16 protein-coding genes are annotated in these 17,008 nt (G+C 58.6%); 8 read left to right on the top strand and 8 right to left on the bottom strand.

The window, feature by feature from the left end:
• The 6 genes from mqo to Q0Y21_RS17960 all read left to right on the top strand — a co-directional run bounded on the left by mqo (position 1) and on the right by Q0Y21_RS17960 (position 7,307).
• Positions 1 to 1,518 carry a malate dehydrogenase (quinone) gene (gene mqo / locus Q0Y21_RS17935; RefSeq protein ID WP_297798323.1) on the top strand — a complete coding sequence of 506 codons (1,518 nt, stop codon included), beginning with the start codon at positions 1 to 3 and terminating at the stop codon, positions 1,516 to 1,518.
• On the top strand, positions 1,515 to 2,684 hold the full coding sequence (locus Q0Y21_RS17940; RefSeq protein ID WP_297798325.1) for a Re/Si-specific NAD(P)(+) transhydrogenase subunit alpha: 1,170 nt from the start codon (positions 1,515 to 1,517) through the stop codon (positions 2,682 to 2,684). Before mqo ends, Q0Y21_RS17940 begins: the two co-directional genes overlap by 4 nt.
• Complete coding sequence (locus Q0Y21_RS17945) at positions 2,684 to 2,971, top strand: NAD(P) transhydrogenase subunit alpha (protein ID WP_297798326.1); 288 nt, start codon at positions 2,684 to 2,686, stop codon at positions 2,969 to 2,971. The genes Q0Y21_RS17940 and Q0Y21_RS17945 overlap by 1 nt, the downstream gene beginning before the upstream one ends.
• 2 nt (positions 2,972 to 2,973) lie before the next feature.
• Positions 2,974 to 4,371 (top strand): NAD(P)(+) transhydrogenase (Re/Si-specific) subunit beta, encoded by a 1,398-nt coding sequence (locus tag Q0Y21_RS17950; protein WP_297798328.1) that lies wholly within the window; start codon positions 2,974 to 2,976, stop codon positions 4,369 to 4,371.
• Positions 4,372 to 4,458: 87 nt separating this feature from the next.
• Complete coding sequence (locus Q0Y21_RS17955) at positions 4,459 to 5,559, top strand: PilT/PilU family type 4a pilus ATPase (protein ID WP_297798330.1); 1,101 nt, start codon at positions 4,459 to 4,461, stop codon at positions 5,557 to 5,559.
• Positions 5,560 to 5,711: 152 nt separating this feature from the next.
• Positions 5,712 to 7,307, top strand: coding sequence for a choline dehydrogenase (locus Q0Y21_RS17960; RefSeq protein ID WP_297798332.1), 1,596 nt, complete (start codon positions 5,712 to 5,714; stop codon positions 7,305 to 7,307).
• Between the two features lie 8 nt (positions 7,308 to 7,315).
• Here Q0Y21_RS17960 and Q0Y21_RS17965 read toward each other — a convergent pair whose 3' ends face one another.
• The 5 genes from Q0Y21_RS17965 to Q0Y21_RS17985 all read right to left on the bottom strand — a co-directional run bounded on the left by Q0Y21_RS17965 (position 7,316) and on the right by Q0Y21_RS17985 (position 12,283).
• Complete coding sequence (locus Q0Y21_RS17965; RefSeq protein ID WP_297798334.1) at positions 7,316 to 8,626, bottom strand: PAS domain-containing methyl-accepting chemotaxis protein; 1,311 nt, start codon at positions 8,624 to 8,626, stop codon at positions 7,316 to 7,318.
• A 164-nt stretch (positions 8,627 to 8,790) separates the two neighbouring features.
• The gene (locus tag Q0Y21_RS17970) at positions 8,791 to 9,495 is read right to left on the bottom strand and encodes a hypothetical protein (protein ID WP_297798336.1); all 705 of its coding nucleotides are present in this window, start codon (positions 9,493 to 9,495) and stop codon (positions 8,791 to 8,793) included.
• On the bottom strand, positions 9,492 to 10,256 hold the full coding sequence (locus Q0Y21_RS17975) for a hypothetical protein (RefSeq protein ID WP_297798338.1): 765 nt from the start codon (positions 10,254 to 10,256) through the stop codon (positions 9,492 to 9,494). The genes Q0Y21_RS17970 and Q0Y21_RS17975 overlap by 4 nt, the downstream gene beginning before the upstream one ends.
• Positions 10,257 to 10,280: 24 nt before the next feature.
• Entirely contained in the window at positions 10,281 to 11,504 is a 1,224-nt protein-coding gene (locus Q0Y21_RS17980) for a DUF445 family protein (protein WP_297798340.1), read from the bottom strand.
• Between the two features lie 20 nt (positions 11,505 to 11,524).
• Positions 11,525 to 12,283 (bottom strand): Abi-alpha family protein, encoded by a 759-nt coding sequence (locus Q0Y21_RS17985; protein ID WP_297798342.1) that lies wholly within the window; start codon positions 12,281 to 12,283, stop codon positions 11,525 to 11,527.
• Between the two features lie 117 nt (positions 12,284 to 12,400).
• Here Q0Y21_RS17985 and Q0Y21_RS17990 point away from each other — a divergent pair, with 117 nt between their 5' ends.
• The gene (locus Q0Y21_RS17990) at positions 12,401 to 12,607 is read left to right on the top strand and encodes a hypothetical protein (RefSeq protein WP_297798344.1); all 207 of its coding nucleotides are present in this window, start codon (positions 12,401 to 12,403) and stop codon (positions 12,605 to 12,607) included.
• Between the two features lie 5 nt (positions 12,608 to 12,612).
• Positions 12,613 to 14,055, top strand: coding sequence for a hypothetical protein (locus Q0Y21_RS17995; protein ID WP_297798346.1), 1,443 nt, complete (start codon positions 12,613 to 12,615; stop codon positions 14,053 to 14,055).
• Positions 14,056 to 14,059: 4 nt separating this feature from the next.
• Here Q0Y21_RS17995 and Q0Y21_RS18000 read toward each other — a convergent pair whose 3' ends face one another.
• From Q0Y21_RS18000 to Q0Y21_RS18010, 3 genes are read right to left on the bottom strand one after another with little or no spacing between them, the layout of a single operon-like run.
• Complete coding sequence (locus tag Q0Y21_RS18000; RefSeq protein ID WP_297798348.1) at positions 14,060 to 14,731, bottom strand: lactate utilization protein C; 672 nt, start codon at positions 14,729 to 14,731, stop codon at positions 14,060 to 14,062.
• Positions 14,728 to 16,188, bottom strand: a complete 1,461-nt coding sequence (locus tag Q0Y21_RS18005; protein WP_297798350.1) for a LutB/LldF family L-lactate oxidation iron-sulfur protein — start codon at positions 16,186 to 16,188, stop codon at positions 14,728 to 14,730. The genes Q0Y21_RS18000 and Q0Y21_RS18005 overlap by 4 nt, the downstream gene beginning before the upstream one ends.
• A complete protein-coding gene (locus Q0Y21_RS18010; RefSeq protein WP_297798352.1) occupies positions 16,185 to 17,006 on the bottom strand; it encodes a (Fe-S)-binding protein in 822 nt (273 codons plus the stop codon). The genes Q0Y21_RS18005 and Q0Y21_RS18010 overlap by 4 nt, the downstream gene beginning before the upstream one ends.
• Positions 17,007 to 17,008 lie beyond the last annotated feature (2 nt).

The raw sequence follows: 17,008 nt of genomic DNA on the forward strand, positions 1-17,008 counted from the left end.
ATGGCGAGTCACCACACTGACATCCTGATGATTGGCGGCGGCATCATGAGCGTTACCCTCGCTTCGCTGATCAACCGGCTTGATGGCACCCGGTCAATCACCGTGGCCGAGCAGTCCGGACAGCTTGGTGAAGAGAGCTCCGATGCCTGGAATAACGCGGGCACGGGTCATGCCGGTTACTGCGAGCTCAATTACACGCCTCAACAATCGGATGGCTCCATTGCCATCGAACGCGCACTGCAAATCAACGAACAGTTTGAGATGTCTTTGCAGTTCTGGAGTTCTCTGGTTGATCGCAATGTGCTTCCCCGGCCTGACTACTTTATCCGCAACGTCCCTCATTTAAGCTGGGTTCAGGGAACGGACGCGTGTCAGTACCTGAAGAAACGACATGCGGCCCTTCAGTCCCACCCACTATTCGCGGCCATGGAATTTTCCAACCGACCGTCCACCCTGTCGGACTGGCTGCCATTGGTGACGGGTTCACGGTCGTCCATTGCTCCCACCGCAGCCACCCGGGTTGCTCACGGCAGCGATGTGAATTTTGGGGCCCTGACCCGACTGCTCGGCCAGTCTCTTGCCCAGCAGAACGCCATCAACATCCGCCTCAAGACCCGAATTACCAATCTCGCGCGCAAGCAAAAGGCGTGGGTGGTCACGCTTCTGGATCTTGAGTCCGGGGAAACAACGGAGCTGACCGCCAATTTCGTGTTCGTTGGTGCCGGCGGTGCTGCACTGCATTTACTTCAGAAGTCCGGCGCGCCCGAAGCAAAGGGCTATGGCGGCTTCCCGGTTTCGGGGCTGTGGCTGGCCTGTGAGGATGAAGCGCTGGCGATGGCTCACAACGCCAAGGTCTACAGTCAGGCGCCGGTGGGCGCGCCACCGATGTCGGTACCGCACCTGGATACCCGTTTCATCGATGGCAAGCCGGCTCTGCTGTTCGGCCCCTTTGCCGGATTCACCACCCGCTTCCTGAAGGCAGGGAGCGCGTTCGACCTGGTCAAATCGGTTCGAAGCCACAACCTGCAGAACCTCATGGATGTGGCGGTGGCAAACTGGCCGCTGACCCGCTATCTGATCCGGGAAGCTCTCAGTTCCAGAGACTCCAGGCTGGATCAACTCCGTAAATTCCTGCCGGATATGCAACCGGAACAATGGCGCCTACGCCAGGCCGGCCAGCGTGTCCAGATCATCAAATCCAACAGCCGGAACCGCGGCACGCTGGAATTCGGCACCGAAGTACTCACAACGGCCGACCGATCAATGGCGGCCTTGCTCGGTGCATCCCCGGGCGCTTCCACCTGTGTCTCCGCGATGCTGAACGTGATCGAACGCTGCCTGCCAGAACTGGTCACCGGCAAGCATCTGGAAACCCTGCAAACACTGATCCCCAGTTACGGTCAGTCATTGCAGGAGGACACCGTGCTGCTGGAGAACGTTCGGCACTACACCTCCAACACTCTGGGCCTCGGGCCCGCCCATTCTCAATTCACCCCTGGACGGAGCATTTCCGCATGATGATTGGTATTCCCCGGGAGAAACTGGCCGGTGAAAACCGGGTCGCGATTATCCCCTCAGGCGTAACGCAGTTGATTGAATCCGGCTATGAGGTGGTCGTGGAGAGCGATGCAGGCCTGGCCGCTCACTTTACGGATGAAGAGTACCGCCATTGCGGAGCCATCATCGCCGATGACGCCGAGGCGCTCTATCGACAGGCTGAAATCATCCTGAAGGTGCGAGCCCCGGAACCGGAAGAAGCGGCCCTGATCCGGCCCGAATCCACGCTGATCTGCCTGCTCGACCCCTGGTTTAACCGGCCGCTCCTGGAGCAACTGGCCGACCGGTCCGTACAGGCCTTCGCACTGGATCTTGTGCCGCGTACCACCCGCGCACAGTCCATGGACGTGCTCAGTGCCATGGCCGGGATCACCGGCTACCGTGCAGTGCTTAGTGGCGCCATGGCCCTGCCGCGATACTTTCCGATGCTGATGACCGCCGCCGGCACTATCCACCCGGCCCGCGTCCTGGTGATCGGTGCCGGTGTGGCCGGCTTGATGGCCATTGCTACGGCCCGTCGCCTGGGTGCCGTGGTAGAGGCCTATGATCTGCGCCCCGAGGTCAAGGAACAGGTAAACAGCCTGGGCGCGGATTTTATAGAAATTGAAGTTCCGCAACCGGCGGCCTCGGGCAACGACGGTTACGCCAAGGCCCAGAATGCCGAATTCTACGCCGCCCAGCGTCAGCAGCTGGCCGATTGCGTGGCCCGGGCAGATCTGGTGATCACCACCGCATCGGTACCGGGAAAGGCGGCGCCAAAACTGATTGATCGCGACATGATCCACCGCATGAAAAGCGGTTCGGTGATTGTGGATCTGGCTGCTGACAAGGGTGGCAACGTCGAGGGTACGGTTCTGAACAAAAAGGTAGACCTGGACGGCGTTACCCTGGTGGGCCATGCCAACCACCCATCAAGGGTGCCGGTGCACGCCTCGCAGCTGCTCACTCGAAACATTACCGGCTTCCTGCTGAACATGACTCGTGAAGGGCATTTCGATCCGGACCCGGAGGATGACATCGTGACCGCGACCCGAGTCATCCACGAGGGTCGGATTACGCACGGCGAGGAACCCCGGAAAACGGTTGCTCCGGAAACCGCAGAAACGGACGTTGAGGAAACTGCCTGATGGAAATGTTTGTTCTTAGTTTCACTATTTTCATTCTTGCCCTGTTTGTCGGCGTCGAGCTGATCAACAAGGTGCCGCCCACCCTGCACACGCCGCTGATGAGCGGCACCAACGCCATCTCTGGCGTTGTCATTGTTGGCGCCATCATCAGCGCCGGCAGTACCGATCTGTCACCCAACGTGGCGGGGGTTCTCGGATTTGTGGCCGTTACCCTGGCCAGCATCAACATCGTGGCCGGCTTTCTGGTAACAGACCGGATGCTCAACATGTTCAAGCGCAAGGGATAATCATGTTTGCACTGATCAACTTCTCTTATCTGGCGGCTGCCGTTTGCTTCATCCTCGGCATCAAGGGCATGACCAAACCCAGTACCGCTGTCCGCGGTAACCAGCTCGCTGCTATCGGCATGCTCATTGCCGTCGTTGCCGCGCTGCTCCACAAGGAAATCATCAGTTACGCGACCATCATCGCCGGTATGCTGCTGGGCGCCGCCATTGGCGTCTGGCTGGCCAGGCGCACCGCCATGACCCAGATGCCGGAACTGGTGGCCAGCCTCAACGGTATCGGCGGTGCCGCTTCCGTCACGGTCGCCACCAGCACCTGGCTCCATGCCCTGGCTACCGACAACCTCGGCACCACAGGCTGGACCGTGGCGATTCTGGTATCCATTGTGATCGGCGCGGTCACTCTCTCCGGCTCGCTGGTTGCAGTGCTCAAGCTGCACGGCAGCATTGGCGACTCCGGCAGGAACCGAGCCTGGCAATCGGTCGCCCTGCTCACATTGGTCGCCGTTGTTGTCGGTAGCGTGCTGTTTGCCGCCGGCACTGGCGCGCAACCGCTGGCATTGGCCGCGCTGGTTGGGCTGTGTCTGCTGTTGGGCGTTGGCCTGGTGCAGCCAATCGGTGGCGCTGACATGCCCGTGGTTGTCGCCCTGCTGAACGCCTACTCAGGTCTGGCCGGCGCCGCCACCGGCTTTGTGTTGGGCAACCAGGGGCTGATCATCACCGGCTCACTGGTCGGTGCCTCCGGCCTGATTCTGACGGCGGTCATGTGTAAAGCGATGAACCGGTCACTGCCGAACGTGCTGTTTGGGGGCGCATTCGGTCAGAGCGGAGGCGACGCCAAAGCGCAGGATGAAGGGGATTTTTACGCTGGTAAGGTGAAATACGCCACCGCCGATGACCTGGCGTTGCTACTGGATAGCGCCCGCAAGGTGGTCATGGTCCCCGGCTACGGGTTGGCTGTGGCCCAGGCCCAGCATGCCGTTAAAGAACTGGCGTCCCAGCTTGAAAGCCGTGGTGCCAGCGTCAGCTACGCCATCCATCCTGTTGCAGGTCGGATGCCCGGACACATGAACGTACTGCTGGCTGAAGCCGAAATACCCTATGACCAGCTCAAGGACATGGATGCCATTAACCCGGAACTGCCCCAGGCCGATGTGGTCATCGTTCTCGGTGCCAACGACGTGGTCAATCCGGCCGCTGCCGAGGAGCCCAGCTCCCCCATCTACGGCATGCCTATACTCAACGTTCACAAGGCGAAAACCGTGGTCGTTGTGAAGCGCAGCCTCTCCCCCGGTTTTGCAGGCATTCCCAACAGCCTGTTCATCAAGGATAACAGCCTGATGCTGAAGGGAGACGCCAAGGACGTATTGCAGGCAACCACACGGGCCATCAAGGACCTGTAGATACGGGTCCCCTTGGCTTTGGTACGACGTTTACGGGTTACAATGAGCTATACTCCGGTCGATCACCCCGGCATCTCAGGAGACCCCATGGAACTGTCAACGTACCTCAAAGTCATGGCGGACAAAGGAGCTTCGGATATTTATCTGACCACCGGCGCTCCGATCATGATGAAGGTTGAGGGCCATACTGCCCCCATTACCGATACGCGTCTTTCGGAGGGGGCTGTAAAAGCGCTGGCTTACTCGATCATGAACGACAGGCAGCGGGCTGAATTCGAGAAGAACCTGGAGCTCGACATTGCCATTGGCGTCCACGACATCGGTCGGTTCCGGGTGAATGCATTCTGGCAGAGGGGCGAAGTCAGCCTGGTGATTCGACACCTGCGAACGGACATCCCCTCTATTCAGGCCCTGGGCCTGCCAAACCTGCTGGAACAGCTGATCATGGAACCCCGGGGACTGATCCTGGTGGTGGGCTCTACCGGCTCGGGAAAATCCACCACCCTGGCCTCGATGATCGACTACCGAAACAGCCACAGCACCGGCCACATTCTCACTATCGAAGATCCGATTGAATACACCCACAGCCACAAGCTCAGCGTAGTCAACCAGCGAGAGGTGGGTGTCGACACCCGCTCCTACACCGAGGCCCTGCGCCGGGCCATGCGCGAAGCGCCGGATGTCATCATGATCGGGGAAATTCGCGACCGGGAAACCATGAAGCAGGCACTGACTTACGCGGAAACCGGCCACCTGTGTATTTCCACCCTGCACGCCAGCAATGTGGACCAGGCCATGCGACGGATCGTCAACTTTTTCCCCGAGCATGCCCATAAAGAACTGTTTATGGACCTGAGCATGCATCTTAAAGCCGTAGTCGCGCAGCGCCTGTTGCGCGGCAGAGACGGTACACGGTCTCCCGCAGTCGAAGTCATGCGCTCCAGTCCCTACATCCGTGATCTGATTAACAAGGGCGAGATCGATGGCGTCAGCGAGATCATGGAGAAGAGTAACGAAATGGGCATGAAAACCTTTGACCAGGCCATTCTGGAACTTTATCACCAGGGGATAATCTCTCAGGAGGAAGCGCTGGGCAACGCCGATTCCCGCCACAACCTGGAAGTCAAAATCCGCCTGGAACATGGCGGGCTTGCGTCCGGAGGTGGGCTCAGCATCGATCGTGAATGATGAAAAGCCCAAACCAGCTCAGTGATCAGGGGTGGCCACAGAAAGTGGCCCAGAATCACCTTCAGTAATGTAGCGGAATCCCACACTCTGTCGATGCTGACAGGCTCTGTGAGCGCCCTCCCGGATAACAAGAATCTCAAAGGTGATCGTTAATGCAAACAGTGGATTATGTGATTGTAGGTGGTGGTTCCAGCGGTTGTGCGCTGGCCGGTCGGCTCAGCGAGGACGCCAATTCCACCGTTGCCCTGATTGAGGCCGGATCACGCAAGGGCGCCAGCTGGCTGATCCAGACACCAGCCGCGGTGGTCGCGATGGTGCCGAAGAACATCAACAACTGGGCGTTCGAGACAGTGCCGCAGCCGGGCCTGAACGGCCGGCGTGGCTACCAGCCCCGTGGCAAGGTGCTGGGTGGTTCGTCCGCCATCAATGCCATGGCGTACATTCGTGGCCACGCCAGTGACTATGACGACTGGGCAGCCCAGGGCAATGACGGATGGGCCTTCAAGGATGTTTTGCCCTACTTCAAGAAGTCCGAAGGTAATCAGACTCTGCAGGATGAATGGCATGGCACTGATGGGCCACTGAAAGTCAGCAACCTGCAAAGCGACAATCCTTTCCAGCAGCATTATCTGAGGGCGGCCGAACAGGTGGGCTACCCGCTGACCGACGATTTCAACGGCCCTCAGCAGGAAGGTATTGGCCTGTACCAGGTAACCCAGCTCAATGGTGAGCGCTGGAGCACCTACCGCGGTTATCTGCTACCCCATATCGACAGCCGTCCCAACCTGACCATCGAATCCGATGCGCTGGCACAACGCGTTCTGTTCGAGGGCAAGCGCGCGGTCGGTGTCGAATTCCTGCAAAACGGCCAGCTAAGACAGATTCGGGCACGGAAAGAAGTGGTGCTGAGCGCCGGCGCCTTCCAGTCACCGCAACTGCTGATGCTGTCCGGAGTGGGAGATACCGATGAGCTCAACGCCGCAGGCGTGCCTGTGGTGCATCATCTTCCCGGCGTGGGCAAAAACCTTCAGGACCACCCGGATTTCATCTTTGGCTATAAATCCAAGGATGCCAACCTGCTGGGCCTGTCATTGAAAGGCGGCCTGCACGGCATCCGTCAGTTTATGCGTTATCGCAAAGAGCGGCGCGGTTTGCTCGCCTCGAATTTCGCCGAGGGGGGCGGCTTCCTGAAAACCGATCCGCAGCAGAGCGCACCGGATATCCAACTGCATTTTGTGATTGCCCTGGTGGATGATCACGCCCGTACCCTGCATGGAGGCCACGGCTTCTCCTGTCACGTCTGCCTGTTGCGCCCGAAGAGCCGCGGCACTGTATCCATCAAGGACAACTCGGCACAGACCCCGCCGGTGATCGACCCGAAATTCTTTGACCACCCCGATGATATCGAAGCCATGGTCAAGGGCTACAAAATGACCGATCAGCTGATGAAGGCGCCGGCACTGGCCCGCTTCATCACCAAAGACCCGTTTACCGAAAACGTCACCACCGACGATGACATCCGCGAGGTGCTCCGGGCACGGACCGACACCGTGTATCACCCGGTGGGCACCTGCAAGATGGGCATCGACGACATGGCCGTGGTCGATCCGCAATTACGGGTTTATGGACTGGAGGGACTGCGGGTAGTGGACGCGTCCATAATGCCCAGCATCATTGGCGGCAACACCAATGCGCCGGCGGTGATGATCGCGGAGAAAGCGGCTGACCTGATGCGGGAAAGCGAGTGAGCGGGGGCTCACTTCTCCTCACTTGTCAGCCGGGCAACCACCGCCGCAAGATCGATCATGCCCTTCTCCACCTGCTGAATGCCGCTGGCAACCCCGGAAATTTCGCCGGAACTGCGGCGGGACAGCTCGGACACGCCGTCCATGCTGGAACGTAAGGACTCGATCAGGTGGCTGTTCCTGCCGACCACGGCGGAAATTTCTTCCAGCGAATGGGCGGTTTTTGCTGCCAGTTGACGCACCTCGTCCGCCACCACTGCGAAACCACGACCCGTTTCTCCGGCACGGGCGGCCTCGATGGCGGCATTCAGCGCCAGCAGGTTGGTCTGTTCTGCCACGGTACGAATCGTGCTGACAATGTTGCCGATCTGATCCGCCTGGGTTTCCAGATCCCGGCTGACCTCCGCCGCGCTGGCCACTTCCGCCAGGGTGGACTCCGAGGTTTCCACGGCTACCGCCAGTGCGCGGTTAGCCTCGGCGGCAATCTGTGAGGTTTCTTCGGACGTGGACGCGGCCACTTCGGCTGCCTCCCGGGCATTACTCACCCGGGCGGTGATGTCTGCGGCGAACTTGATCACCTTGTAAACCTGCCCCGTCGCATCCCGGACCGGACTGTAGGTCGCTTCCAGCCAGATACTCCGCCCGCTCTTGTCCTTGCGCTCAAACTGGCCCGCAAAGCTCTCTCCCCGGGACAGGCGACTCCAGAAGTCGGGATTATTCCGATAGAAGTCATCAAAACAGAACATCTTGTGATGCTGATGAAGGATTTCGTCCTTGCTGTAACCGGTAGTGGTGAGGAAATTATCATTGGCTTCGAGTATCTCGCCATCCGGCGTGAACTTGATCACCGCCATGTAGCGGTCAATCGCATCCAGCATGGCGCTGTCATCTGCTGCCTTGTCCTGAGCGGCAGTGGCGTCCCTGGCGATCTTGACCACCTTGAAGACGTCGCCATCATCATTGGTTACCGGGAAATAGGTGGCTTCCACCCACACCCGTCGACCATCCCTCGAGTAGCGGGGGAAGGTTCCCTGCTGCGAAATGCCACGTCCCAGCTCTTCCCAGAAGCGCTGATACTCGCTGGAGGAGGCGTAGTCCGCATCACACAATAACCGGTGGTGCTTACCAACCAGTTCCTGGCGCTGGTATCCCACCACAGACAGCAGGATATCGTTGGCCGCCTCGATGACCCCGGAACGACTAAATTCGATGTACCCGATCTGGGAGCTGATGGCGTCCAGGATTTGCCGCATCCTGGCGTAGTCACTCCGGGAAATCTCAAGCTCTTCTGTCAATTCCGCAATGCGATGGCGACCAAACATATCATGCCCTCCGTGATTGGATGGATGAATCCATTGATTCAAATATAACCAATCACTAAGGGAAACCACGTAGTTTAAAGTAGGTATAAGGAAAAGATTTGTAATTAACGGCTACACTTGTTGAGTGCTCTCTGATTGGCTCCAACTGCTCAGAACAGCCGTGCCTAGTGCTCACCGCCCACTCGGAAGAACCCCAAATCCTGTAACGGCAGCTCCAGAACCGAGTCGTCGAGGATAATGGGCACCGAGCGTTTATCGGGAATGACCGTGGCCGAGAACCGGTTTTTTACCGGTGACTCGATATCCAGGTCCAGATTCAGCGAGGTCGCCAATTCCGTATCCACAGACGGCCTCACCACCTGGTCAATGGCCGCCAGAACCTCGCCGTTGTACTGCAGACGCACCATCGTATCCACCGGCACGACAATATCCACGGGCAGATCAAACCGCACCGGCAACACGCCTCTGACAGGCAGCTCCGGCAGCCAGGAATAGATCATTCCAGTATCGGCGGAAACGTCCAGATCCGTCTCAACGGTTAATGTGTCCCGATAGCGGATCTCCATGCGAAGGGGGATCTGTGTGTCCAGATCAAGGTTCGTGCGGTACTGCCCTTTCAGGGGCAGTGGCAGGGCTTCGTGCCGGAAAGGAACACTGACATCCACCCGGCCCAGCAGAGTGAGCTCGGCATTCTCCTCGGTATGGGCGTCAACCCTCAGCTCCGCAGGCAGCCGCAACAGCGCGAACTGATCGGTCAGAGAGACCCCGATAATCACCCGTGTGTATAACAGGAACCCGACAACCAGTCCCAGCGCCAGCACCAGCAGAAACAGCCAGCCATACAGGATCCAGCGTCCAAGAGCACTCATTGCCGTGGCTGCTCCGAGGGTGTGTCGTCGTAGGGGTTCGGTTCCGATGTATCCTGCGGCGACCAGGAAAGTCCAATCTCGCGAATCGGCAGCTCCAGGTCCATTTCCGCCAGCAACGCATCGGCAGGCTCCAGGATGGTCGCGTAAGCATTGATACGTGACCGGACCGGTACAGACATCGCGGTTTTCAGCGGGATATCCGTGGCAATATCCACTTTCAGGGGCACCTTCAGAGATTCCAGCAGTTCAACCTGAGCGGGGGCGGTGAACTTCAGATCCACCATCTGGTCAATCGCGATCTGTTCGTCCAGGGGAATGGTTGCCTTGACTGGCAACTCACCGCGCAACGGCAATTCAAACCATTTGCCAAGCGCTTTGACTTCCACATTACCGTCCACTGCAATGGTCTGATCCAGCTCGATGTTCTGGCGCAGCGGCACCACCATCTGTATCGGTACGGCGCTGTCGAAAGTCACCGACACGTTCAGGGTGTCGCGAATCGGCAGCGTCAGGGTCTGGTCGATGGGCACCGTTGTGGAGAGCACGGTATCCAGTTCAATATCCAGACTGTCCAGAATGTCGATGCCCACGGCCATGGGCTCGGGAATGGACACCTTCGCCTGCTGGTCACGAAGCAACAGCTCCGCACCCAGATTCTTCCACAGCCAGTAGGCGCCGGTAGCCCCCAATGCGATAGCCAGAATCAGCAAGACTCCGGCAAGGGCCAACCATGTCTTGCGAACCGTAATCTGAATTGCCATAGCGGATTCCCTGAACCAGACCCGTTATCCGAACATGAAGGTAAGCTGAAATACCCCCACACAAAAGCCCAGTGCCGCACCGACGGCAATCAGTATCCACTCATCCTGCTCAAACGCCGGCCTCAGCATGCCCTCGAACTCCGTGGGTTTGAGGCTCTGCAAGCGGGTCGACAGGGTATGCTCCAGGTCCAGGGCCTCATCGGCATAATCTTCGATGTGTTTCAGCGTGGCTGGCAGCCGCTGAATCAGCCGTTTCACGGCACTGGACTTCATGTCACGATAATTCTGCGTGCCCACGGCAAAGGTGACGAAGGGCTTGGCCAGGTTGGTCTGCTCGTCGACCGCGCGCTGCACGTGGCGTCCGATCATATCGAACACCTTGTCCGCGTAGGGGCCCTTCAGAATGCCTTCGATGATATTCGACGGCGTCAGAACGTAGGAGGACACCAGACGACCGTAATCACTGGCCACTTCATTCTGACGCTTCATGAACAGCCCCTGAATATTGAACGGGCCGATGCGCATCAGCTCTTTGGGGTTGAAGATCATCTGCAGGGCGATGGCGTTGGTAGCATAGCCCACCAGCAGACCGAACGCCGGCAGGAGCCAGCCCTGCTGGAAGAACAGCCAGACACACATCTGGACCAGGCCGAACACAAAACCGAAATAAAGACCCGAGCGCCCGATAAAACGGAACTCGGCGGCGCCCACTTCCTGGAAGATCTTGTTCAACAAGGCCTTGTCACGGCTGAGGTTGGTAACCACCATATCTTCAAGGTCATACATCTGGGAAATGTTGACCTTAAGCTGATTCATGATGTCATTGATCAGTTTGGGAGCATCCCGCTTGACGCGCTTGTAGATCTGCCGTTTGACCATTTCCGGCAAGGATTCCCAGAGCCTCGGTTCGTACTCCAGCATCACCTGGTCGACGATTTCCTCGATCATGCCGTTCAACGCCGGCTCCAGCGCATTGGCCACTTTATCGGCGTCCAGGCGGGAAAAGATCTCTTCCTGGGTAATGAGATGAGTGGTGATGGTTTCCACCGAAATTGCGGCCATTTTCGCCGCCCGTCGGGGGATAATGCCCTGCCAGCCCAGGAAAGGAGGCTTGCCCACAAATTCCAGCGGCTGAAACATCATCTTGATGGCTATGACGTTGGTGACATAGCCGACAACACCGCTAATCACCGGCATCGACAGATACAGCCACAGGTTTGACACGAAGTCATTCACTACCGCTTCCATACTCGCAATTCCAACCGTTTTTATTGTTTGCCCGTCGCACCCGGTGACTCACCATTTTCACGGCAGTCGAGCGTTTTAGACCAAAGGGTTTTACCGAGATCCGAAATTGAAAAGGACAGCCGCTGAAAGCGCACTTTCATGCCGGCCTGACTCTCTATATCGGTAGTCAGAGCGCGTACCGCCAGACCGTTCTCGATACTCTCGTAATTCTGCACCAGCGTCTTGAACGAAGGTCCGGTTTCGATCAGTCCCAGCTGTATCAGGTGGTTTAAATAATAAGGCGCCCACTGGCCCAGCATCAGCCCCGACTCCTGGGCAATCCGGCTCAGATGCCCCCGCAGCCGATAAACCGGCTTCCCCAGCCGACCAATCACATCCATATGACACATGGCGTGGGGCTGTTCATCCGAGACCAGGGCCAATACCCGGAGTTCGTCAGGGACCAGTTGCTGCACAATGATGCGGATCAGGTCATCCGTAGCGGATTCTTTGGTCTGGTATATCGAACGATGATGCAGGTCCTGCAGAATGCCGGCGGTATCTGCCGTCACCAAAGTCGGCGTGATATCGTCAGAATTCCCATGGGACAAGCCATTACCATCCAGCCTCTGGAGCCGGTTTCTGAGCGCCAGAAGCAACTGGTTTTCAACTTCCGAAGCAACGGCCGCAGCACGCTGAACGGGCGGTAGCTCCCCGAGTGCTGACCGGAGACGCAGTAGGGTACGGTTGCCCGGCACGAAGGGCACCGGTAATCCTGACGTTAGCTTTCGCTTGTCCATCGCGCTCGCCTGACAATCTTATTGTTGTGAATGCTGACAATTTTCGTGACATATGTCACATTTTTAAAATAAGGTTGCAAGAACAAATTAACAAAAACAAACGTAAAAAGGCGCACAATGACACCCTCAGCAAAACTTTCCAGCGTTCTGAATACGCTGCCCGATGAGCTGGCAGAAGCCATAAGAAGCCATGCCGAGAGCGCATTGGTCACCCATCGCCAGAAAACGGAGCACGAGTTGGCGGAAGCTCGCCGTCACCTGTCCGCGCCATCGCGACTCGTTTTCAGCATGACCATTGGAAAAGACAACAAGGCGGGAGGCTGATCACTGTGACGATTTCCTCTCTACAGATGGTCGCCGAATTCGAAAAGCTGCAAGCACTGATCGGCGAACTACCGTCAACACAAAGGGATCTGTTCAATCGGTGTGATCCCCGCCAGATCCGCGAGGTAAGGGATGCAGTGCTCGATGACCTCCACAGCGATCAGGCATCGACTTTCAGACGCCTGAGCTGCCTGGTCCGGATGCTACCGGTAAAACGCGCGGCCAGACTCGCGACCGCTTGCGGCCCCGTGGTCGCTGCCCGCACCCTGCCCTTTCTTGACCCGTTGAAGGTCGGCAGGATTACCCGCCAGCTGCCGGTGGACTTCCTCACCGACATCACCCTGGAGGCAGACCCCAGGGCTCTAAGAACCCTGATCCGGCACATTCCAACGGATCAGATCGCGGCGGTAGCGGCAGCGCTCATTCAACAGCGGCATTACATTACCGCCGGCCAACTGGCGGATGCCCTGCCCTCCACCGCCATTCGTCAGGTGCTGACACTGATCAGCGACGACGTCGCCTTGCTGCGCACGGTTTTCTACATGGACGAGCCAGAACAGCTCGGAGACATCATCCGCTTGGTGGATAACGAGCGTCTCAACCAAATCATTCTCGCCGGCCTCGGCAACCGTGAGATCTGGCCCATTCTGATGTGGGTGATTGACCAGGTCGGTCGGGACATCAAGAGCCGCATCACCAATCTGATCGTGGAACGTGATCCCGAGACCCTGAACGAACTGATCAATGTGGCGAACAACCAGGCTCTTTGGGGGCCGATCCTCCGCTCGCTGGATACCATAAAAGATCGCCACCAGCGATCGCTCGTGCATTTGCAGGCCCTGCGGGACGAACAGGTTCTGGAAGGATTGATGAAAGCCGCCTACGACGAGGGCCTGATGGCCAACACCATCCCTCTGATTGAGGCGATGAATGGCGACTTGCAGGCCTTTGTCGCCAGGGTCGGCCTGCGTCAGGGCGCGGATATTCTGGAGGCCTTCATTCGCGACGCGGTCCGCCAGAATCATGCCGACGTCATCCTCACCCTTCTGAGCCGAATGACTGACGAAGAAGTGAAGGAACTGACCACCCTCGGGGTGTTCGACGATAACTTTATATTGCAGGCCATCGTGTCGGCCGGCATCAACACCGGACAGATCCATTCACTGATCCGTTTCGCCCGGCGTCTGCCCGGCAAGGGGCAGGAACTGATGGCGAGCCTGATGGCGGCTGATCACGGCGCCCTGCTGGAGCGACTGCTTAATCGCTCGGAACTGCTGGGGGACAGCGACTGGAACGAGCTGGTCACCCTCATTTCCAAAGCCCGGATACCGGATCAGGTGAAGGAAATTGCCGATGTTATCCGTTACCAGTCACACCAGACATCGCGCGCACTGAAAGCCCACGCAGAGAACATGGGTTCTGAGCTGTTCAAGACGCTGTTGAAATGAGCCCTCAAACGTCCTCAAGGATGAGGACAATCAGTTCCTTTGGTCCGTGGGCACCATAAGCCAGCACCTGCTCGATATCCGCCGTCTTGGAAGGCCCCGACACCAGCAACGCATTGGTCGGCAGGCCCGCTGCCCAATTCTGGTCAGTCATCATGTCGTACCAGTTATCGTGAATCCCACTGGCCTTGAGCAGGGCAATGTGCACCGGCGGCGCCAGACTCATCAGCCTCGGCTCATGCCGGTCTGGCCAAAGCACCAGCGACCCCGTCGCGGCAATGCCGCCAATGGTGCCCGTCACACTGGCCTGTACCTCATTGAAGAGCTGCGCTTTCCATTCTTCAATGGGACGGTCATAGACCCGCAATGCCGGCCTATCCGCTTCATCCTTCCAGGCCCTCGCTAACTGCTTGCCATGAGGCGTGGCCGGCGCGTACAGCAGATTGGTGATCTCCCGCTTTACCAGTAACTCCGCGACCAGTTCCGGCCAGTCACCCTCAGTGGTCTGATGCACTTCGGTGTGCACCGCTTCCATCAGTTCCCGTAACCGGGCAATCCGCTGCTCCGGAGGATAGCGCCAGGGGCCGGTCACCAGGGATTCGTCAAACTCGTCGGGGCGCGGCGTTGTGCCGGCCAGGCTGGTTCTGAGCTTGGTGAGGATATTGTTGCGAGCGCTCATGATTTCTCCCCCCGGATCGGTGAATTTTTCAGGTGATCCCGGGCGAGGTCATGGAGGGAGCGCGCAGCCGGCACCGGTGCACTGTGATTCTCGGTCCACGGGCCCGCTTTTTTTGGCGCAAGCGCCCTGAACCGGGTCGCCGCCCACAGGAAGAGCTTATAAAAGGCCGGACGGGTATTCAGCATGACCCAGGCCCGCCACATCATCCGCTCCTTGCGGGAGTATTTGCTGCCCGCCCCTCTCACGGCTGCCGGTTCATGATCCGGTGCCTGCACGTTTTCCTGCCGCAACCGCTGCAGCAACTCCGGAATGGGAATCTTCACCGGGCAGACTTCCCCGCAAGCACCACACAGGGAAGACGCACTGGGATGATCCGGCACCTTGTCGAGCCCCACCATATGGGGTGTGACAATCTTGCCAATCGGTCCCGGATAGACCTCCCCATAGGTATGGCCACCCACCCGGGTATAGACCGGGCAATGGTTCATGCAAGCACCGCAACGGATGCAGTTCAGGGTCTGGCGCATCTGGGCGTCGGCAAAGGCGCCGGTGCGGCCGTTATCCAGTAACACCAGATGCACTTCTTCCGGGCCGTCCAGTTCATCAGGCTTGCGCGGACCCGAGATCAGGTTCACATAGGTGGTGATGGGCTGCCCCAGGGCTGAGCGGGTCAGCAGGGACACCAGAGGCACCACATCCCGCAGGTTGGACACCACTTTTTCGATCCCGGTTACGGCAATATGGACCGGAGGCGACGTGGTGCTCATGCGGCCGTTGCCCTCGTTTTCCACCAGCAACAGAGTACCGGTTTCGGCGATGGCGAAGTTCACCCCGGACACCCCCACGTCCGCCTCCAGGAACTTGCGGCGCAGGATGCGACGCCCGGTCTGGATCAGCTCATCCACATCTTCGGAGACGTGTTCGCCGAGCTTTTCATTAAACAGCGCCGACACCTGACGGGCGTTCTTGTGAATCGCCGGCATGATGATGTGGGACGGTTTCTCATTATCGAGCTGGACGATGTACTCGCCCATATCCGATTCCAGGCATTCAATATCACGGTCGGCGAGATAGTCGTTCATCTCCATCTCTTCACTGACCATGGATTTGCCCTTCACCACCTGGCGACCGTCGTGAGCTTCAATAAGGCCGTGAACAATCTCGTTGGCTTCCTCAACCGTTTCTGCCCAATGCACCTTGATGCCGTTGGCGGTCAGCTTGGTTTCCAGTTGCTCCAGCAGGTCCGGCAGGTTGGAGAGCGAACGCGCTCGAATGTGGTTGCCCAGCTCCCGCAGGCCTTCCCGTTCATCTTCGTCACTGAATGCATCCGCCCGTTTGCGCATCAGCGAGTCCATGGCGGTGCGGAAGTTGGATCGTAGCTGTGAGTCGGCCAGCGCTTCCCGGGCGCGACCCTTGAAGTCACTGGCCAGTTCAGTCACCGGAATGCGCTGATTCATTGCTCACCTCCACACCGCTCCCAGAGGAAACTGGCCAGATGGCGTCCGCGGAAAGCCTGCTGCTGTTTTTCCAGGGCGCCGTTGATGTTCATCAGGCAACCACAGTCGGCGCTGATGGCTTCAGCGGCACCGGATTGGCGCAGGGCTGTGGTTTTGTCCAGCACCATGGCGCCGGAGATGTCCGGCATGCGCACGGAGAAAGTCCCGCCAAACCCACAGCACTCGCTTTCATGGTCGTGATCGATACGTTCGACGTTATCGAGCTGGGCCAGCAGTTCCCGTGCGTGCAGATGGGTATTCATTTCCCGGCGGGCGGTGCAGGAGGTGTGCAGGGCAATCTTGTGCTTCTCACCCCGGTCAACAAGCTGAACCTTGCAAACCTTGAGCAGGAACTCCGTCAGCTCGAAAGTGCGCCCGGCGAGATCCTCGGCACGCCTCAGATTTTCCGGCTCCTCAGCGAACAGTTCGAGGTAGTGATGACGAAACATGCCGGCACAGGAACCCGACGGCACCACCACCGGACGACCATCATCCAGAAGGTCCAGCTGTGCCAGGGCAACGGCCCTGGCCTCTTCCCGATAGCCGGACGTCCACGCGGGCTGGCCACAACAACTTTGCTGTTGGGGAAAGTGCACTCGAATGCCCTGCTGTTCCAGCAAGCGGATAGCATCCAGACCCGCCTCCGGGAAGAACAGGTCCACCACGCAGGTACCAAACAACGATACCTCCGCGGGCTTGTCAGGGTAGCGACGCTCCGTTTCCCGGGCCGGGGCTACCCGGGTAGCGTTCGGGGCTGCGTCATAGAACAGCTCGCTCATTG

Source organism: uncultured Marinobacter sp. (assembly GCF_947259545.1).
Taxonomy (GTDB): Bacteria; Pseudomonadota; Gammaproteobacteria; order Pseudomonadales; family Oleiphilaceae; genus Marinobacter.